Source organism: Streptomyces tirandamycinicus, assembly GCF_003097515.1.
In the GTDB taxonomy this organism is placed as follows: domain Bacteria; phylum Actinomycetota; class Actinomycetes; order Streptomycetales; family Streptomycetaceae; genus Streptomyces; species Streptomyces tirandamycinicus.
This window is the reverse complement of sequence record NZ_CP029188.1, coordinates 314,537-333,769: the sequence shown is the minus strand read 5'-3', so window position 1 is coordinate 333,769 and position 19,233 is coordinate 314,537. Positions and strand designations below refer to the sequence as shown.

The following is a 19,233-nucleotide window of genomic DNA, read 5'->3' as shown; positions in this document are numbered from 1 at the left end:
GGATTCTGGACCTGACGAAGCCGGCCGGTGAGGGCGTCATGGACAACGCGAGAAGGGCGACCGAGGACGCCGACTTCCGCGGGCCGCTCGACGTCACGAGCGCCGCCACGTTCGTGCTCGACGAGCACGACGCCGTCATCGGCTGGAGCCCCGCGGCGCAGGAACTCCTCGGCTACCGGACGGACGAGATCATCGGACGTCCCGTCGCCGCGTTCCTGACGCCCGGCGGGGTTCCCGCGCCCGGCGCCGCACCGGACCCCCGGGCGGCAGCCGGCCGGGCCGCCGACGCGCCCGGCGCCCTGGTCCCGCTCTTCCCCGAGCACCATGTGCACGCCGCCGTCCACCGGGACGGCCACCGGATGCACCTCGTCGTGGCGGTCTGCCCGCTGTCCGGGACGGGGCGGGCGGAGCGCGTCGTCGTGGCGGCCGACCGGGACCGGCTGCGGGAATGGGAGTCCCGCCTCGCCATGCTGCAGGGGCTGGCCACCGAGTCGCCCCTGGGATTCGCCATCTACGACACCGGCTTCCGTCTCGTCTGGTGCAACGCCGCCTCGGAGCGGGAGATCGGGCGCCCGCTCGCCGAGACCCGCGGCGAGCTGGCCCAGGAGCTCTACCCCCGGGGCAGGTTCGTGACCCCGGGATACCCGGAGACGCTCCACGCCGTCATGCGCCGGGTGCTGGAGACCGGCGAGCCCTTCCTCGATCTGCACTTCCGCGCGGAGCAGCCCAGCGACCCGGGCAGGGAGCACGTGTGGTCCTGCTCGTACTACCGGCTGCAGGACGCGGACGGCCGCGTCTTCGGGGTGTGCGAGGACGCCTTCGACATCTCCGACCGCTACGAGGCGCAGCGCCAGGTGAGTCTCCTGGTCGAGGCGGGCCGCACCGTCGGCACGACGCTGGACGTGCTCGTCACCGCCGGTGAACTCGCCGCGGTGGCCGTGCCGGAGTTCGCCGACCGCGTCGACGTGGACCTGGCCCCGGCCGTACTGGCGGGCGAGGTACCGGGCGGCACGGGGCCGGCGGCGACGGATCTGCTCCGCGCTGCCTCCCACGCCGCCTCCCACGCCGCGGCGAGACCGGGCACCCGGCACGTGGACGGAACCGGGCCGGCCGGGAACACCGCCGGGGAACGGCTCCGTCCGCTGCCGGTGACCTACGCCGAGGGCTCGCCCCAGCACCGCAGCCTCGCCTCCGGCGGGCTCGTGCTGGAGGACGGCACCCTGGTCGTGCCGCTGCGCGCCGGGGGCGGGGTGCTGGGGCTCGCCACGTTCGTACGCGACGGCCTGCGCGGCTTCTTCGACCATGGAGCGGTCGCCGTGGCGGACGAACTCGTCGCCCGCGCCGCGGTGTCCGTCGACAACGCCCGCCGCTACACCCGGGAGCGGGAGTCCGCGCTGGCCCTCCAGCGGCAGCTGCTGCCCCAGCACCTGCCGTCGAACTCGGCCGTCGAACTGGCCCACCGCTATCTGCCCACGGACGACCTCAGCGGGGTCGGCGGCGACTGGTTCGACGTCATCCCGCTCTCCGGTACCCGGGTCGGGCTGGTCGTCGGCGACGTGGTGGGCCACGGGCTGCACGCGGCGGCCACCATGGGCCGGCTGCGCACGACGGTACGGGCGCTCGCCCCCCTGGACCTGCCGCCCGACGAACTCCTCAAACGGCTCGACGACCTCGTCGGACAGTCGGCCCAGGACAGCGCCGACGCCCTCGGCACGCTCACCGGCGACGACGACGTCGCGGCCGGAGCCACCTGCCTGTACGCCGTCTACGACCCGGTGTCGCGGCGCTGCACCATGGCGCGCGCCGGGCATCTGCCCCCGGCGGTGGTCGAGCCGGGTGGGCGCGTCAGCTTCCCCGACCTGCCGGCCGGGCCGCCGCTGGGGCTCGGCGGCCTGCCCTTCGAGTGCCTGGAGATCGACCTGCCCGTCGGCAGTCTGCTCGCGCTCTTCACGGACGGTCTCGTCGAGGCCCGTGACCGGGACATCGACAAGGGGCTGGACACCCTGGCACGGGTCCTCGCCGAGGGCGCGGACTCGCTGGAGGACCTGTGCGACCGGGCCGTCTCCACCCTGCTCCCCGACGGCACCACCAACGACGACACCGCGCTGCTGCTGGTGCGGACCAGGGAGCTGGACGACCGCAGGGTGGCCGTCTGGAGCCTGCCCCTGGAGCCGGTCGCCGCGGGCCGCGCCCGCGAGCTCGTGGCGAAACGGCTGCGCGACTGGGGACTCGACGAACTGGTCTTCACCACCGAACTGATCGCCAGCGAACTCGTCACCAACGCGGTGCGCTACGCCGAAGGGCCGCTGCACCTGCGGCTCATCCACGACCGCACCCTGGTGTGCGAGGTCGCGGACGGCGGCCACACCGCGCCCCATCTGCGGCACAGCGCCGACGACGACGAGGGCGGGCGCGGGCTGTTCATCATCGCCCAGCTCGTCCGGCGCTGGGGCACGCGGTACAGCCGGGACGGCAAGGCCATCTGGACGGAGCAGGCCCTTCCGACCCCTCCCCGTTCCCGCCCCGGCATCGGCGCCGCGACCGGCCGTGCGGAGGGGCCGGTTCTGGCGGCCTCCTGACCGGCCGGGACGCGGCGCGCCGGGTGCCCCCGGGGCGGCCGGACCCGCACCCGGCCGGCGGCAAGGGGCCGGGCCCCGACGCGTTCCCGGCCCGTCGGGGCGTGGTGTGTGGGGGCTTCTCCGCGGCCGCCGGAACGTCTCACCCGGCCCCGCCCCGGTCACCGCCGAGCAGCGACTCGAAGCCGTGACGGCGTTCCCCGAGGACCCGCTCGCCGACCGCCGACTCCGCGGCCGGTGCGAACACCCGGGGGGCGCGGGCCGCCGAGCGGCGCGCGGACACCGCCGCCGCGGTGTCCGCGGCCATGAGCTCCGCGTTGATCGCCATGGCCGCCTGGGTGCCGGACGCAGCGGCCACGGCGACACTCGCCATGAGGTCGGCGACATTGCCCGCCACCCACACTCCCCGGACTCCCGTCGCTCCCCGCGCGTCGGCCTCCACGTACCGGCCCACGCCCATGGGGTGTTCGACGGCCGTCACGCCGAGCCCGGACAGCACCTCCCCACGTGCCAGGAACCGCGGGGTCAGGGCCAGCGCCTTCAGCGGCACCCGCCGGCCCGACGCCAGCCGCACCCCGCACAGCCGGTCGTCCTCGATCACGAGACCGGTCACCTCACCGTCGACCACGGCGACGCCTCGCGCCGCGAGCTGCTCCCACTGCTCCTCGTCCGGATCGTCCGCGGTGTGGAGGAACAGGGTCACGTCGGGCGTCCACTGCCGGAGCAGCAGCGCCTGGTGCACCGCCCTGGGGCCGCTCGCGAGCACCCCGACCGGTTCGTCCCGCACCTCCCAGCCGTGGCAGTACGGGCAGTGCAGCACATCGCGGCCCCAGCGTTCGCGCAGGCCGGGAACCGCGGGCAGCTCGTCGACGAGACCGGAGGCCACCAGCAGGTGCCGTGCCCGGTGGCTGCGTCCGCCCGCGGTCTCCACGACGATGCGGTCGCCGTCCCGGCGGGTGCCCGTCACCGTGTCCGGCACGATCAGCCCGCCGTACCGGCCGACCTCCTCCCGCCCCGTCCGCACCAGCTCTGCGGGCGGTACCCCCTCCCGGCCCAGCAGGCCGTGGACCCCGGACGCGGGGGCGTTGCGCGGCTCACCGGAGTCGATCACCAGCACGGTCCTCCTGGCCCGGGCCAGGGTGAGCGCGGCGGACAGTCCGGCGGCGCCGCCGCCCACCACCACGACGTCCAGTTCGGCCAGGTCCCCATCGGCCCGGGCGGCTCTCTCGCCCCCGCCGCCTCTTTCGTCGAACTCCTTCATCCGGTTCATCCGGTCCACCCGGTTCTTCTCGCTGAGCTCGTTCGGTTCGTTGGGTTCGTTGGGTTCGTTCTGGTCGTTGGGTTCGTTGGGTTCGTTTTGCCCGGTCGACTCGTTCGGCTTGTTCGTCTTGTTCGTCTTGTTCAGCACGTTCATCCCGGTCATGTCGCCACCCTGCGCCCCGGCAGGCCGAACAAGCAATGCTTCTTGCCGGTTCGGCAAATGAGTCCGGCGTCGCGGGCCCGCGGTCGTCCGGGCTCACGGCGGTACGAGCACGGCCACACCGGTGACGCTCCCGGCCGCCAGATCGGCCAGGGCCCGGTCCGCCCGCCCCAGGGAGTACCGCACGGCCCGTACGGCGGGCCGCAGTCGCGCCGCCTCGGCGAGGTAGGCGCGGCCGTCCTCACGGGTGTTGGCCGCCACGCTGCGCATCGTGCGCTCCTGGAACAGGTGCCGCCCGTAGTCGAGCGGCGGCACGCCGGTCAGATGGATGCCGGCGATCGCCAGCGTCCCGCCCCGGTCCAGGGCCTCGAGCGCCTTCGGTACCAGGCTTCCGGCGGGGGCGAACAGGATGGCCGAGTCCAGGGGGCACGGAGGGGCGTCCGGCCCGGCGGACGCGGCGCCCAGATCCAGCGCCAGCCGCCGCGCCGCGGGCGAGCGGGTGACGACGTGGACCTCGGCGCCCCGGGCGACGGCGAGCTGGGCGGTCAGATGCGCGGAGGCGCCGAAGCCGTAGAGGCCGAGGCGCCCGCCCCGCGGCAGTTCGGCGCGCTCCAGGGCCCGGTAGCCGATGATCCCGGCGCACAGCAGCGGGGCGGCGTCCTCGTCCGGCAGGCCCTCCGGCAGGCGGTACACGTACCGCGAGTCCACGACGGTGTGCCCGGCGAAGCCCCCGTGGATGTCCCAGCCGGTGTAGCGCGACGCGGGGCAGAGGTTCTCGCGCCCCGCCCGGCACCAGCGGCACCGCCCGCAGGTACCGGCCAGCCAGGCCGCCCCCACCCGTTCGCCGGCCGTGAACCCGCCGGCGTACGCTCCCGCCGTCAGCACCTCGCCGACGATCTCGTGCCCCGGGGTGCAGCCCGGTCGGCGGGGCGGCAGATCGCCCTCCGCGAGATGCAGATCCGTCCGGCAGACCCCGCAGGCGCGCACGCCCAGCAGCAGCTCGTACGGGCCGGGTTCGGCGATCTCCCGCTCGACCGGGCGCAGCGGCCCCGAGGCGATCGGCGCGGGCCGCTCGACCACCCAGGCACGGGTCGTTCCGGAACTCGGGAGTGCCGTCATCGCTCTCCTGCCGCAACTCCTGGTCCATCGTATCGGCGAACCTGATGCGCCGGACGGGTGACGACCTCCGGTGGGCCACGCCGGCGGTTCTGTGGTTTATTCCTAGTGGGGGTCCCCCTCGCCGGTGACGCACACGTATGGCGGCGCCGCGACCGGGTAGCCAACGGCGCATAAGCCTCACGCAGTGAAGGAGGTCGCCATGAAGCGAGCCAGGCAGCACGGGAAGCCCGTTCCCAAGGCCGAGGAAGAGCTCGACAGGGAAATCATGGACGTCGCGCCGGAGATGACCGGGCGCCGCCGCGCCCGCGGGGGCGCGGGGGACGTGCTCAGGACGAAGCCACGGACCGTGGAAGGCGCGCCCACCGGCAGCCGGCTGCCGTAGACGGCCTTGTGACGGCGGGTGGTCCGGCTTTGCCGCCGGGCCGCCCGCCGCTGCGTCCGGGCGCCGGGCGGCGGCGGGCGCCCGTGACTCCGCTTGCTCAGCGTGCCGGTTCGACGGCACACGGTTAATGTGATCGAAAGGTGCGTTCCGCCATATAGGGGCCGGGGCGCCGGCGGGCCGGCGGCCGGGCAGAACACGTCCTCCGGCGGCAACCGCCGCGTCCGGAAGCCGTCTTGCGTGCACACCTCCACCGAACGGCTGCCGCCGTTCCCGATCCGGCCCGCCCGCGGCCGTCGGAACCCCGCACCGAATCGACAGGCAGGTGATCGCGTTGACCGGGTCGAGAAGGACGTCCGCGTACAAGGGCACGTCATCCGAGGCGATCGTTCATCAGTACGACTTCCTGGGCGAGTTCTACCGGCTGACCCTCGGCCCCGAACTCGTCTACTCCTACGCCATGTGGGAGGACGGCGACACGCTCGAATCGGCGCAGATCCGCAAGCTGGACCATCACGCCGAGGCCGCGCGGGCGACGGGCGCCGCCCGGGTCCTCGACGTCGGCTGCGGCTGGGGCAGCCTGATGCAGCGCCTGGTGGAGAACCACGGCGTGGGCCACGCGGTCGGGCTCACGATGAGCCCGGGCCAGGCGGCTTGGATCCGGCAGAAGGGCTGGCCCAACTGCGAGATCCTGGCCGAGAACTGGTTCGACCACGAGCCGGACGCCCCGTACGACGCCATCATCGCGATCGAGGCGATCGAGCACTTCGCGGGCACCACGATGCTGCGGCGCAAGCGGGTCGCCAGCTACCGCACGTTCTTCGAGCGCTGCCACACCTGGCTGCGGCCCGGCGGACGCATCTCCCTCCAGGCCAACGCCTGGAACAGCGGCGGATGGTTCACGTCCCTGGTACTCCCGCCGCGCCGGCCCGCCGGGCGCGACGTGCACGGGCGCGCGCGGGTGCGCACGGCCCTGCAGGACGTCAGGGACGGCTTCGACAACATCCGCGAGGGCATGCACGCCTCCCGCAAGGTCTTCCCCGAGGTGTTCCTCCCGACCCGGAGCGAGCTCACCGAGGCGGCCCGCGGCCTGTTCCGGATTCCGGAGGTGCGCAGCGACCCCGACGACGGTGTGAAGACCGTGGCGACCTGGCTGGAGCGGGCGCAGGCCAACCGGGCGAGAGGCGCGGAACTCATCGGCGAGGACGCGGTCGCCGACATCATCAGGGAGCAGCGCACCGCGCTGAAGTTCCTGCGCGAGCGCCGCTACACCGCACTGCGGATGGTCTTCCAGAAGGCCTGAAGGCCCCGGGGCCGGGCCGTCGCGCGGCCCGGCCCCGTCGCCCGGGCACCGCCCGCGCCCTCGTTCCCATCCGCGCCGGCGTCCGCGTCCGCCGCGGCCCGCGTCCGGCGCCCTTGCCCTCGTTCGCCGCCTCGTTTGCCGCTTTCGGCGCCTTGGACAGGGTGATTCCTGAGAAAGCGCACCCGAAAGGCTGCACCGGGGTGGGCCTGCGGGGCTCGTGCGGGGACCGTCCGGCGGTTCCCGGTCCGCGCCGTGCCCCCGCTCCCCGGGGTGAGGCGGTCGCGTGGACGTTCACGAGCCGATGAGCAGGCCGCCCGGCCGGCCCTCGACGGCGGCCGGGTGCGCCGGTGTGCCGCGCGATCCGCCGCGGGCGGCCTCGCGGCCGACGGACGCGGACCCGTCCGGCGCCGAGCGGGGGCCCGCCGGACGCTCCCGGCAGCGGGCGGCGCGGTGACACCGGCGCCGCTCCCGGGCATGTGGCCCCCCGCCGGCCCGGGGAACCCGGGAGGACGGCGGGCGCGGCGGGCGGACGGCTCCCGGGCGGGTGCCACCGGGGCCGACCGCGACGACTTCCCCTTCGCCGTCGCCGATACCGCCGCGCTGCTGCTGGACGCCGCCGGCACCGTCGTGGCCCTGACCCCTGCCGCCGAGGCGCTGCTCGGTCGGCGGTCCTCGGACGTCTGCGGCAGGCCCGTACGGGAGTTGCTGGCGGACGCGGACGGCTTGGCGGCCCTGATCGCGCGGGGCGGTGGTGCGCGCGTACCGGACGTACCGGACGAAGGGCCCGGCGAGACGCCGGACGGGACACCGGACGAGACGTGCGGCGAGAGGCCGGACGAGAAGCCCGACGAGAGGCCCGGCGCGTCCGGTGCATCCGGTAAGTCCGGTACATCCGGCGCGTCCCCCGACCCGGCCGGCGGGAGGAGGGCAGCCCCGGCCGGCGGACGCGGGAAGAGGGCAGCCTCAGCAGGTGGACGCGGGAAGACAGGCGTCCCAGGCCCGGCGGCGGGCAGGAAGGGCCGGGCGACGCTCCGCCACGGTTCCGGACACGATCTCGACGTGGGCTTCGGGGTGCTTCCCCTCGACCAGGGTCGCGGTGACGGCCCGACGCGCTTCCTGGTCGTCGGGGCGCCGGCCGACGCGCTCGTGCGGTGGCGGCAGGACCGCGCCCTCACCCGGGAGCTGTTCCTGCAGGGCCGGGTGGGGCTGGCCCTCTTCGACGCCGGCCTGCGGCTGCTGCGGACCAACACGCATCTGCTTCCCTACACCGGGCTGCCCGCCGACCTCGGCGGCCCGCGCTGGAGGCCGCGGGCGCCTATCTGCCGGCCGACGCCGGAAGCGGCGTGGGCGGTGACTGGTTCGACGTGATTCCGCTGTCCTCGGCCCGGGTCGCCCTGGTCGTCGGGGACGTGGCCGGTCACGGCCTGTACGCCACGGCCATGATGGGGCGGCTGCGCAGCGCCGTACGGGCGCTGGCCGATCTCGACCTGGCGCCCGAGGAACTGCTGGCACACCTGGACGACCTGGTTTTGCAGGTGGCGGCCGAGGCCGAGAGCGAGGAGCCGGGCGACGGCGACGCGGGCATCCCCCTCCCCGGCGGACCGGTCGGCGCGACCTGCCTGTACGCCGTCTACGACCCGGTGACCCGGCAGTGCGTCATGGCGAGCGCCGGGCATCCGCCGCCGGCGGTCGTCGCGCCGGACGGCACCGTGGACTGGGCCGGGCTGAGCCCCGGCCCACCGCTCGGCGTCGGCGGCTGGCCCTTCGAGGCCACCGACCTCGACCTGGCGCCGGGCAGCGTCCTGGCCCTCTACACCGACGGCCTGATCGAACGCGGGGACGGCGACATCGACGAGGGCATGCGGAACCTGGCGGACCGGCTGATGCGCGCGGAGGTGCTGGAGCGGCCGCTGCGCCACGCCCGCCACGACATCGTGGCCGACCTCCCGCCCGGCCGGCTGAGGGACGACGTCACGCTGCTGCTGGCCCGTACCCGAGAGGTCCCCGCGGACTCCACCGCCACCTGGCTGCTCGACGCCGACCCCGTCGTCGTCGCGGGCGCGCGCCATCTCGTCCTGGAGCAGCTGAGCCGGTGGGACCTCGACGAACTGGGCTTCACCACCGAGCTGATCGCCAGCGAGCTCGTCACCAACGCCATCCGCTACGCGGGCGGTCCCGTGCGCCTCAGGCTCATCCGTACGGACACCCTGACGTGCGAGGTCTCCGATCCGAGCAACACCCAGCCCAGGATGCGTCGGGCCCGGGCGTCGGAGGAGGGCGGCCGCGGCCTCTACCTCGTCGCCCAGCTCTCCCGCCGCTGGGGCAGCCGCTACACCAGGGAGGGCAAGACGGTCTGGTCCGAGCAACTCCTGCCCCTCGGCGGCCCCGGCCGCTGACCGCGAGAACGCGGGGCGGCGGTTTCGCGCCGCCTGTGGGGCAGGCCACTGTCGAGAGGGGAGCCGCACCGAGATATCTTGATGTCGAGCAATGTTGCAGACGTGGAGAGCGGAGCACCCGGTGAGTGACTCGACCATCATCTACACACACACTGACGAGGCCCCGGCCCTGGCGACGTACTCGTTCCTGCCGGTGATCCAGGCGTACGCCTCGACGGCCGGAGTCGCCGTGGAGACCCGGGACATCTCGCTGGCGGGACGGATCATCTCCCAGTTCCCCGAGTACCTGGAGGAGGGCCAGCGCATCGACGACGCCCTCGCCGAACTCGGCGAACTGGCCAAGACCCCCGGCGCCAACATCATCAAGCTGCCCAACATCTCGGCGTCCATCCCGCAGCTGAAGGCGGCGGTCGCCGAGCTCCAGGAGCAGGGCTACGCGCTGCCGGCGTACCCGGACGACCCGAAGACCGACGAGGAGCGCGACATCCGCGCCCGCTACGACAAGGTCAAGGGCAGCGCCGTCAACCCCGTGCTGCGCGAGGGCAACTCCGACCGCCGCGCGCCCGCCTCGGTGAAGAACTACGCCAAGGCGCACCCGCACCGCATGGGTGCCTGGACCCCCGAGTCCAAGACCAACGTCGCGCACATGACGGGCGACGACTTCCGCTCGACCGAGAAGTCCACCGTCGTCGCCGAGGACGGCACCCTCCGCATCGAGCTCGCCGGTGACGACGGCAGCACCACCGTGCTGCGCGAGTCGGTCCCGGTGCTCGCCGGCGAGGTCGTGGACGCGTCGGTGATGCGGGTGGCCGTCCTGCGCGAGTTCCTCGGCGAGCAGGTCGCCCGTGCCAAGGCCGAGGGCGTGCTGTTCTCGGTCCACCTCAAGGCCACGATGATGAAGGTCTCCGACCCGATCATCTTCGGCCACGTGGTACGCGCCTTCTTCCCGAAGACCTTCGCCGAGCACGGTGAGACCCTCGCCGCCGCCGGCCTGACCCCGAACGACGGCCTCGGCGGCATCCTGAAGGGCCTGGAGTCGCTTCCCCAGGGCGACGCCGTGAAGGCGTCCTTCGAGGCCGAGCTCGCCGAGGGCCCCGCCCTGGCGATGGTCGACTCCGACCGCGGCATCACCAACCTGCACGTGCCGAGCGACGTCATCGTCGACGCCTCAATGCCGGCGATGATCCGCACCTCCGGCCACATGTGGGGCCCGGACGGCCAGGAGGCGGACACCCTCGCCGTCATCCCGGACAGCAGCTACGCGGGCATCTACCAGGTCGTCATCGACGACTGCCGCGCCAACGGCGCCTTCGACCCGTCGACCATGGGCTCCGTCCCCAACGTCGGACTCATGGCCCAGAAGGCCGAGGAGTACGGCAGCCACGACAAGACGTTCGAGATCCCGGCCACCGGCACCGTCCGCGTCGTCGACGCCGACGGCAACGCCGTGATCGAGCAGACGGTCAGCGCCGGCGACATCTTCCGCATGTGCCAGACCAAGGACGCGCCGATCAAGGACTGGGTCAAGCTGGCCGTCACCCGCGCCCGCGCCACCGGCGACCCGGCCGTCTTCTGGCTCGACGAGGGCCGCGCGCACGACGCCCGGCTGATCGAGAAGGTCCGGCGGTACCTGGCCGAGCACGACACCCAGGGCCTGCGAATCGAGATCATGGCCCCGGTCGACGCGATCCGCTTCTCCCTGGAGCGCATCCGCCGCGGCGAGAACACCATCTCGGTCACCGGCAACGTGCTGCGCGACTACCTGACCGACCTGTTCCCGATCCTGGAGCTCGGCACCAGCGCCAAGATGCTCTCGGTCGTCCCGCTGATGAACGGCGGCGGGCTGTTCGAGACCGGCGCCGGCGGCTCCGCGCCGAAGCACGTCCAGCAGCTCCTCAAGGAGAACTACCTCCGCTGGGACAGCCTCGGCGAGTTCCTGGCGCTCGCGGTCAGCTTCGAGCACCTCGCCACCACCACGGGCAACGCCCGCGCCCGGATCCTGGCCGACACGCTCGACCGGGCCACCGGCACCTTCCTCAACGAGAACAAGTCGCCGAGCCGCCGCCTCGGCGGCATCGACAACCGCGGCAGCCACTTCTACCTGGCGCTGTACTGGGCCCAGGAGCTCGCGAGGCAGACCGACGACGCCCAGCTGGCGGAAGCGTTCGCCGGGCTCGCCAAGACGCTGACCGAGCAGGAGGCGACCATCGTCGACGAACTGATCGCCGTGCAGGGCTCGCCGGCCGACATCGGCGGCTACTACCAGCCGGACGCGGCCAAGGCCTCGGCGGTCATGCGCCCGTCGCAGACCCTCAACCAGGCCCTCGCCACCCTCGGCTGACCCATGGGAGCCGGGTCGTCCCCGAACGGGGACGACCCGGCACTCCGCCCCCGAGTCCGAACGCGGGGCGCCCCGGCACTCCGTCCGCCCCGCCCCCTCGCCCCGGCGCGGCCCGCTCAGCCGCTCCTTGCGTCCGCGTCCGCCTTGACCATGTCGGCGCACTTCTCGCCGATCATCATCGTGGTGATGCACGGATTGACCGTCGTGAGCAGCGGCATCACCGAGGCGTCGGCCACCCGCAAGCCCCGTACGCCCTTGACCCGCAGCCGTGCGTCGAGCGGGGACTCCGGGTCGTCGTCGGCCCCCATGCGCACCGTTCCCGCCGGGTGGTAGACGGTGTTGTGGGTGTCGCGCACATACGCGAACAGCTCGTCGTCGCTCGTGGTCCCGGGCCCGGGGGCGAGCTCCGCCCCGGCCCAGTCGGTCATCGGGGTCCGGGAGACGATGTCGCGTGCCAGCCGCAGCCCGTGGGTCATCACGCGCACGTCGTGCTCGTGCGTGAAGTACCGGGGGTCGACCATCGGCTTGTCACGGAAGTCCCGGCTGCGCAGCCGGACCGTCCCCCGCGAGCGGGCCTGGGTCACGTTCGGCGTCAGCGTGAAGGCGTTGTCGGCCGTCGGATAGCCCTGCCGGTAGGTGTTGAGGTCGAAGGGCACGGAGCCGTAGTGGAACATCAGGTCCGGCCGGTCCAGGCCCGGCACGGTGTCCGCGAAGATGCCGATCTCCCACCACTGGGTCGAGGTGGTGACCATGGGCTGCTTCGCCTCCCACATGATCACTCCCTCCGGGTGGTCCTGCAGGTGGGAGCCCACACCGGGGGCGTCCACCCGGACGTCGACCCCGACGTCCCGCAGATGCCCGCCCGGGCCGATGCCCGACAGCATCAGCAGCTTGGGCGAGTCGATGGCCCCGCACGCCACGATCACCTCACCGCGGGCGGTCACCGCCGACGTGTGGACGGTGTCCGGTTCCAGGTACTCGACGCCCGTGCACCGGCCGTCGGCGGAGAACAGCAGCCGCCGCGCCCGTACTCCGGTCCGTACCTCCAGGTTCGGCCGCTTGCCGAGCACCGGGTGCAGGTACGACACCGAAGCGGACGCGCGGGTGCCGTCCGGACGGGCGTTGATCTGGAACCAGTTGGCGCCCCGCACCACCGTCGTGCCGGCGTTGAACGGGGTCGTCGGGATGCCCGCCTCGGCGCAGGCCTCCAGCAGCGCCCGCCCGCACGGGTCCCTCGGGGGGACCGTCCGCAACCGCACCGGACCCGAACGGCCGTGGTGGTCGCCGGGCGCGTCGTTGTCCTCCAGCCGCCGGTAGAGCGGGAAGCAGTCCGCGGCGCTCCAGCCGGTGCACCCCGCCGCGGCCCACTCGTCCAGATCCTCCGCGGGCGCCCAGAACGCGATACAGGAGTTGTGCGACGAACAGCCGCCGAGGACCCTCGCCCGGGCATGGCGGAGGAAACTGTTGCCGTTCACCTGCGGTTCGACGGGGTAGTCCCAGTCGTAGCCCGACTCCAGCAGGGCCATCCAGCGCTCCAGCACCAGGACGCTGTCGTCCCCCACGTCGGAGGGACCGGCCTCCAGTAGGCACACGCTGACATCGGGGTCCTCGCTGAGCCGCGCGGCGACGACGGCGCCGGCCGTGCCGCCGCCCACGACCACATGGTCGAACTCCGGCGCTGACGTGGGTGAGGCCATGGCATCTCCAGGTCGTCAGGGAGCGGCCGGGGCACGGCCGGACGCGAGCGGCCGCCCCTCCGGGCTCGTCGGGCAGCCGCCGGACAACCGGTCGGCGCGGACTCGGACGCGCCCTCGGCGAGCACGCCCGTCGTCTGGCGCCGGACGCACCGTCGCCACGCGGGCCCTCCGGGCGCGGCCCTGCCCGTCCGCCGTCATGCGAACCACCTCTGCGGGTCCGGAGCGAGATTGCGCCAGATGTGCTTGCTCTCGCGGTACTCGGCCAGGCCGGCCAGGCCGAGTTCACGGCCGAATCCGGACTGCTTCATCCCGCCCCACTCCGCCTGCGGGACATACGGATGGAAGTCGTTGATCCACACGGTGCCGGCCCGCATCCGCGCGGCCACCCGGTGGGCCCGCGCCGGATCCTGCGTCCAGACGGCACCCGCGAGACCGTAGACCGTGTCGTTGGCGAGGGCCACCGCCTCCTCCTCGTCACGGAACCGCTCCACGGTCAGCACCGGCCCGAACGACTCCTCGCGCACCACCGTCATGTCCGGGGTGCACTCGTCCAGCACCGTCGGCCGGTAGTAGAACCCGTTGGCGAGTCCCGGGTCGTCCGGCCGGGAGCCGCCGCAGCGCAGGACCGCGCCCTCGGCCAGGCCGGCCTCGACGTACGCCTCGATCTTCGCCAGGTGCTCCGCGGAGATCAGCGGGCCGGCGCGGGCGTTCTCGTCGAAGGGCCCGCCCAGTCTGATGGACTCCGCCAGTGAGACGATCTCCGCCACGAAGGCGTCGTGCAGTTCCTCCTGCACCAGCAGCCGCGCCCCGGCCGAGCATACCTGTCCCGAGTGCAGGAAGACGGCGGTCGCCGCGTAGTCCACCGCCGCCTCGAACGCGGCGTCCGAGAACACCACGTTCGGGTTCTTGCCGCCCAGTTCCAGCGCCACCTTCTTCACCGTCGGCGCGGCGGCGGCCATGATCCGCCGACCGGTGACCAGGCCGCCGGTGAACGACACCATGTCGACCCTGGGGTCCTCGGTGAGCGGGGCACCGACGACGGCGCCCGCACCCAGCACCAGGTTGGCGGCGCCGCCGGGCAGCCCGGCCTCGGTGAGCGCCCGCATCAGCATCACCGCGGTGTGCGGGGTGAGTTCACTCGGCTTGAGCACGAACGTGTTGCCCGCGCCGAGGGCCGGAGCGACCTTCCAGGCGGTCTGCAGCAGCGGGTAGTTCCACGGGGTGATCAGCGAGCAGACCCCGACGGGCTCGTGGACCACGCGGCTGTCGACGTCCGGCCGGCCGGTGTCGACGACGCGGTCGTGACCGCCGGCCGCGACGAGACGGCCGAACCAGCGGAAGCACTCGGCGATGTCGTCCATGTCGTACGCGCTCTCCACCAGCCGCTTGCCCGTGTCCAGCGACTCGGCGCGGGCGAACTCCGCCTTGTCGCGCTCGAGCAGGGCGGCGGTGCGCAGCAGCAGCTCACCTCGTTCGGCGGCCGGGGTACGGGGCCAGGGCCCGCTGTCGTAGGCGTCGCGGGCGGCGGCGACGGCGGCGGCGGCGTCCTCGGGCCCCGCCTCGTCGACGGACGCCACCAGTGATCCGTCGGCGGGGCAGCGGATCTCCCGCTTCCGCCCGCCGGCCGCGGCGGTCCACTTGCCGCCGATGAAGAGCTCGGGCATCTGGGGCCACCTCCGGGTGAGGACGGGCGCGTGTACCGGAGTGCTGTGCGAGTCGTGCGGTTCCTCACGCCTCCTCTGATTCGAGGCTAGAGAGCCCGGGCCCGCTCTGCACCGCGAGCGGCGCCGGCGGCCCGGAGCGCATCACACGGAGTGCTCGGCCGTGCACGCAGCGCGGGAATCGCGCGCCCGATCGCCTAGACCGCCCGACCGGCCCGCCGGTTCCGGTCCCGCTGGTTCGGCCGTATCCGCCGCATCCGCCGCATCCGCCGAATCCGCCGGTTCCGCCGGTTCGTTCCTCCTCGCCTGGCGATGCCGCGGTCCGCCGTATCCGCGTGCCCTGTCCTGCGCTGTCCTGCGCTGTCCTGCGCTGCCCCGCGCCGGTCCGGCCTGCGGATCGGCTGCCGCCCGGCCCCGGCTCAAGATCGGCGTTGTCAGTGCGCGCCGCTAGGTTCTGTCGTGTCCCGCCGGTCCCACTCTTCCGGCAGGGATATCCCGTGCTGCGCAAAGGAGATGTGCGTTGTCCGACTGGGAGAACCGCGAGAAACGCGAGAGCCGCGAGAGCCGCGAGAGCCGCGAGGACTGGGAGAAGCGGAGCACGGTGCGCGTGGTGGCGCCCGCGCGGCCGCGAAAGCTCGCCAAGGTCCCGTTCGTCGAGCTGGCCGACGGACGCCTGCAGGGCGTGGTGTCGAGCGGCTCGGACATCGAGCGGGTCTATGTGTCCTCGGTCGAGGCCGGTACGTACGCGTTCGCCTGCAGCACCAACAACAACCGGCCCTGCGGCGGTGCGCGAGGCTCGTTCTGCAACCACATCCGGGCCCTGGTCGGCGAGGCGGTGCTGCAGTACGGCGCCGAGCGTGTCGCCCGTTCTCTGCGCGTCGAGACGGGGGACGGGGAGCCGACGGCGGCCGGTGTCACCGCGGTGATGACCGGCGCCCGCCCCGCCCCGGCGGAGACGAGGACCGCGGCCACCGTCTTCAGCCGGTTCCTGCGCCATCTCGCCTACCTCGAACTCGCCCCGTCCACCACACCGTTGCCCGAAATGCAGTGGTTCCCGACGGCCCGGACGGTGGCGTGATGCGCGCCGCCCTGCTCAGCGACCCCGTCGACGGGCTCGACGAGGCCCTGGCCGCGGTCGACGCCTTCGACCGCGCTCTCGTCGGCGGTCTGCTCCGGCCCCGGCCCGTCCAGACCGCGGGGCTGACCGAACTCGCCGAAGCCGTGGCGGGCACGCCGCTGGCCTCCCGGGCCGCCGAGGCGGCCGGGAGAACCGAGGCCGGAGCCGCGGGCGAGGACGACTTCATCGCACTGGCCGCCGCCCGTACGGCACTGCTCGGCTCCGTCCACGACGCCCTGGTGGCCCGGATCGACGAGGCGACCGGCCGTACCCGCGGCGAGCAGACGGCACCGGCGGTGCCCGCGGACCGCCGGACGGCGAACCTGCCGGCCGCCGCCCGCTCCTGGCTCTCGGACCTGGCGCGCGCCGGCTGGCAGGGCATCGACCACGAACTGGTCTCCGGGGCGGCCCAGGTGGTCTCCGCGATGCTTCCCGACCCGGCGCTGCGCCGGCCGGCGACGCTCCTGGACGGATTCGCCGCCGAGCTCGCCGCCTCCTGCCCCGGCGCCGCGACCGAACGGATCCCGGTGCGCCGCTGGGCCGACCTCTGGTCGCGGGCGATGCTCCTGACACTGCCCGGTGCGATCGAGGTGCCCGTGTCCGCCACCGCCACCGGCCGGCTGCTGCCGCTCGGCGTCGACGTGCACGAGCACGCGACGGCCGCGCAGGCCCAGGTCCACGCGGTGTTCGAGCCCGCTGACGGCACAGCGCCCCGATTGGTCCGCGCCGCCGTCTCGGCGCCCAAGCCGGACACGGTCGTGGAGGCCGGCGTCTGGCAGCTGCTCCGTCCGCACATGGCCCTGCTGGCGGCCGTCAGCGAAGGCCGTTCGATGGACCTGTCCGGTATGCCGGTCACCGCCGAGGGCGACCTGATCTGGAACGACGAGCAGGCACGCCCGGGCGGGCCCGCCGACGCGTTCGCCACCGCTCGCGTCGCCCTGGCGGCGGCGGAGGTTCCGGCTGCCGCGCCGCTGGACCGCCATCCCGCGCGCATCGCCGAGCCGGTCTTCCTGGAGGGCTACACCGTACGAGAGGAGGGCGGGACACTGCGGTTCGAGGCGGCCGGACACCCCGTGACCGTCGAAACCGACCGCGCTCCGGCCGCTGGGCCGCTGACGCCGCAGGCCGTCAGGGAGTCGAGCGCGTGCATAGGACTGCTGCGATGGGACGCGGGGGCGTTCACCGTGCAGCCGCTCGCCGTCGAAACGACCGTGCGCAGGAAGACCGTGGCCGTGCACGGCGGGGGATGGGCGGGCGGCACCGCCGACAAGGCCGGCGCCAGGGCGGAGAAGGCCGCCACCGACGCCGTGAGGGTGCTGCGGGAGCGAGCGGGGAGGCTGTTGCGCACATGACCGAGCAGACGACCGGACCGGAGCAGTCGGCCCCGCACCCGGGGGCCGACTCCCACGACAATCGCCGTCAGGTCCTGTACTGGCGCCTCCTCGCCCGCCTCTTCGACCGCGAGGAGCAGGCGGCGCTGGAATCGGCGAGCCTCGCCGTGCTCGAGGACATCGGCCTGCCGCCCGCGCTGCTGGACCCCCGGGTGTCCGTCGACTCCGTCGTCCAGCGCCATCCGGAGCTGGCCGCGGAGTTCGACGGCCTGATGGTGCCCCGGGCAGGCGACGGGCCCGGCCCCGGGCCCGATGCCCTGCCGGAAGCGGTCTGCGGACCCGAGGCGGCTCCGGGACCGGAAGCGGCCCCGGGACCTGAAGCGGTCTCCGGACTCGGCGCGGGTTCGGGACCGAAAGCGGAGCCCGGACCCGAGGCGGGATGCGCTCCCCGCGGAGGGCCGGCACCCGAGCGGGTTCCCGCGCCCCGAGCGGGGTCCGCGCCCGGGGCGGAGGCTCCCGGCGCGGGCGGAGCCGCCGGACGTGACCGCGCCGCCGAAGTGCGCCGTGCCGCACTGGTGTCGAAGGTGCTGCTCAACGTCTTCTCGTCCGGATCCGGCACCGTCACCGCCGGACAGCTCTCGCGCTGGCAGTCCGACGCGGGGTGGCTCGAGCGCGCCCTCGGCTGCGGGCCGGGTGAGCTGCGCGGTGGCCGGTCCGGAGGCGGGACGGGCCACGGCGCCGGACCCACGGGCTGCGGCCGGGGTGTGGTACCCGATCTCGGCACGCTGATTCCGGCGATCGGCCCCGAACTCGGCGCGATCGAGGCGGACCTCGTGCGGCGGATGCATCTGCGGGAGGTCCTCGCCGATCCGCGGCTCGCCGCACGGCTCACCCCGAGCATGTCGCTGATCGAGCAACTGCTCCGGGACAAGGGCAACCTGTCCGGAGTCGCGCTCGCCAACGCCAAGGCCCTGATCCGCCGTTTCGTCGACGAGGTCGCCGAGGTGCTGCGGACCCAGGTGGAGAAGGCCACGGCCGGCGCCCTGGACCGCTCCGTGCCGCCGAAGCGCGTCTTCCGGAACCTGGACCTGGATCGGACCATCTGGAAGAACCTCACCAACTGGAGCCCGGAGGAGGAGCGGTTGTACGTCGATCGCCTCCACTACCGGCACACCGTCCGCAAGACGACACCGCAGCGGCTCGTCGTGGTCGTCGACCAGTCCGGCTCCATGGTCGACTCGATGGTCAACTGCACCATCCTCGCCTCGATCTTCGCCGGGCTGCCGAAGGTCGACGTCCACCTGATCGCCTACGACACCCAGGCCGTCGATCTCACGCCCTGGGTGCACGACCCCTTCGAGACGCTGCTGCGTACCAACCTCGGCGGCGGCACCGACGGCACGGTCGCCATGGCGCTCGCCCAGCCGAAGATCGCCGAGCCGCGCAGCACCGTGGTGGTGTGGATCTCCGACTTCTACGAGTGGCGGACCGAGCAGCTCTTCGAGTCCATGGCCGCCGTCCATCGCTCCGGGGCGAAGTTCATCCCGGTCGGTTCGGTGACCAGCGCCGGCCGGGGGAGTGTCAATCCCTGGTTCCGGGAGCGCTTCAAGGACCTCGGCACACCGGTGATATCCGGCCACATACGCAAGCTGGTCCACGAGCTCAAGTTGTTCCTCGCCTGACGTCCGTTCCGCGGTTCCCCGCGGTCGTACGGCGCCGGCCACGCCACCCCGCCGAGCGGCCGTGCCATCACCGCCGCGCGCCGAGCCGTGGTGGGCCTCCCGTCCCGTACCCGGCGAGGACGACGCCTCCACACCGGCCGTCGTCCACCCGTTCCCGCGCCGGCGCGTCCCGCGTACGCCCGATCCCGAGCCGACCCCTTCTCACGCCCAC

At 73.7% G+C, this 19,233-nt stretch carries 13 protein-coding genes; 9 read left to right on the top strand and 4 right to left on the bottom strand.

Going from position 1 to position 19,233, the window contains the following annotated elements:
• The first annotated feature begins 38 nt into the window (after window positions 1-38).
• Window positions 39-2,579: a SpoIIE family protein phosphatase gene (locus DDW44_RS01405; RefSeq protein ID WP_244223940.1), complete on the top strand. Its 2,541-nt coding sequence runs from the start codon at window positions 39-41 to the stop codon at window positions 2,577-2,579.
• 139 nt (window positions 2,580-2,718) lie between these two features.
• On the opposite strand, the gene DDW44_RS01400 is transcribed toward DDW44_RS01405, so the two are convergent.
• A complete protein-coding gene (locus tag DDW44_RS01400) occupies window positions 2,719-3,999 on the bottom strand; it encodes an NAD(P)/FAD-dependent oxidoreductase (RefSeq protein WP_108905282.1) in 1,281 nt (426 codons plus the stop codon).
• A gap of 93 nt (window positions 4,000-4,092) precedes the next feature.
• The gene (locus tag DDW44_RS01395; protein ID WP_108905281.1) at window positions 4,093-5,115 is read right to left on the bottom strand and encodes a zinc-binding alcohol dehydrogenase family protein; all 1,023 of its coding nucleotides are present in this window, start codon (window positions 5,113-5,115) and stop codon (window positions 4,093-4,095) included.
• Between the two features lie 199 nt (window positions 5,116-5,314).
• Here DDW44_RS01395 and DDW44_RS01390 point away from each other — a divergent pair, with 199 nt between their 5' ends.
• The 5 genes from DDW44_RS01390 to DDW44_RS01375 all read left to right on the top strand — a co-directional run bounded on the left by DDW44_RS01390 (window position 5,315) and on the right by DDW44_RS01375 (window position 11,534).
• Window positions 5,315-5,497, top strand: coding sequence for a hypothetical protein (locus tag DDW44_RS01390; protein WP_017949018.1), 183 nt, complete (start codon window positions 5,315-5,317; stop codon window positions 5,495-5,497).
• A gap of 322 nt (window positions 5,498-5,819) precedes the next feature.
• Window positions 5,820-6,797: an SAM-dependent methyltransferase gene (locus tag DDW44_RS01385; protein WP_017949017.1), complete on the top strand. Its 978-nt coding sequence runs from the start codon at window positions 5,820-5,822 to the stop codon at window positions 6,795-6,797.
• Between the two features lie 474 nt (window positions 6,798-7,271).
• Window positions 7,272-8,165, top strand: a complete 894-nt coding sequence (locus DDW44_RS33450) for a hypothetical protein (RefSeq protein ID WP_425275614.1) — start codon at window positions 7,272-7,274, stop codon at window positions 8,163-8,165.
• Window positions 8,141-9,193, top strand: a complete 1,053-nt coding sequence (locus tag DDW44_RS33445) for an ATP-binding SpoIIE family protein phosphatase (protein ID WP_425275613.1) — start codon at window positions 8,141-8,143, stop codon at window positions 9,191-9,193. Before DDW44_RS33450 ends, DDW44_RS33445 begins: the two co-directional genes overlap by 25 nt.
• Window positions 9,194-9,314: 121 nt before the next feature.
• Window positions 9,315-11,534: an NADP-dependent isocitrate dehydrogenase gene (locus DDW44_RS01375; RefSeq protein ID WP_108905280.1), complete on the top strand. Its 2,220-nt coding sequence runs from the start codon at window positions 9,315-9,317 to the stop codon at window positions 11,532-11,534.
• 116 nt (window positions 11,535-11,650) lie between these two features.
• On the opposite strand, the gene DDW44_RS01370 is transcribed toward DDW44_RS01375, so the two are convergent.
• Together DDW44_RS01370 and DDW44_RS01365 are read right to left on the bottom strand one after the other, a co-directional pair.
• A complete protein-coding gene (locus DDW44_RS01370) occupies window positions 11,651-13,231 on the bottom strand; it encodes a GMC family oxidoreductase (RefSeq protein ID WP_017949014.1) in 1,581 nt (526 codons plus the stop codon).
• Window positions 13,232-13,425: 194 nt separating this feature from the next.
• Window positions 13,426-14,895 (bottom strand): aldehyde dehydrogenase family protein, encoded by a 1,470-nt coding sequence (locus tag DDW44_RS01365; RefSeq protein ID WP_108905279.1) that lies wholly within the window; start codon window positions 14,893-14,895, stop codon window positions 13,426-13,428.
• A gap of 604 nt (window positions 14,896-15,499) precedes the next feature.
• Here DDW44_RS01365 and DDW44_RS01355 point away from each other — a divergent pair.
• The 3 genes from DDW44_RS01355 to DDW44_RS01345 are packed head-to-tail and all read left to right on the top strand — an operon-like array spanning window position 15,500 to window position 19,022.
• On the top strand, window positions 15,500-15,970 hold the full coding sequence (locus DDW44_RS01355) for a hypothetical protein (protein ID WP_108908698.1): 471 nt from the start codon (window positions 15,500-15,502) through the stop codon (window positions 15,968-15,970).
• Entirely contained in the window at window positions 15,970-17,361 is a 1,392-nt protein-coding gene (locus DDW44_RS01350) for a hypothetical protein (RefSeq protein WP_208647923.1), read from the top strand. Before DDW44_RS01355 ends, DDW44_RS01350 begins: the two co-directional genes overlap by 1 nt.
• Window positions 17,358-19,022 (top strand): VWA domain-containing protein, encoded by a 1,665-nt coding sequence (locus tag DDW44_RS01345; protein WP_108905276.1) that lies wholly within the window; start codon window positions 17,358-17,360, stop codon window positions 19,020-19,022. The genes DDW44_RS01350 and DDW44_RS01345 overlap by 4 nt, the downstream gene beginning before the upstream one ends.
• Window positions 19,023-19,233 lie beyond the last annotated feature (211 nt).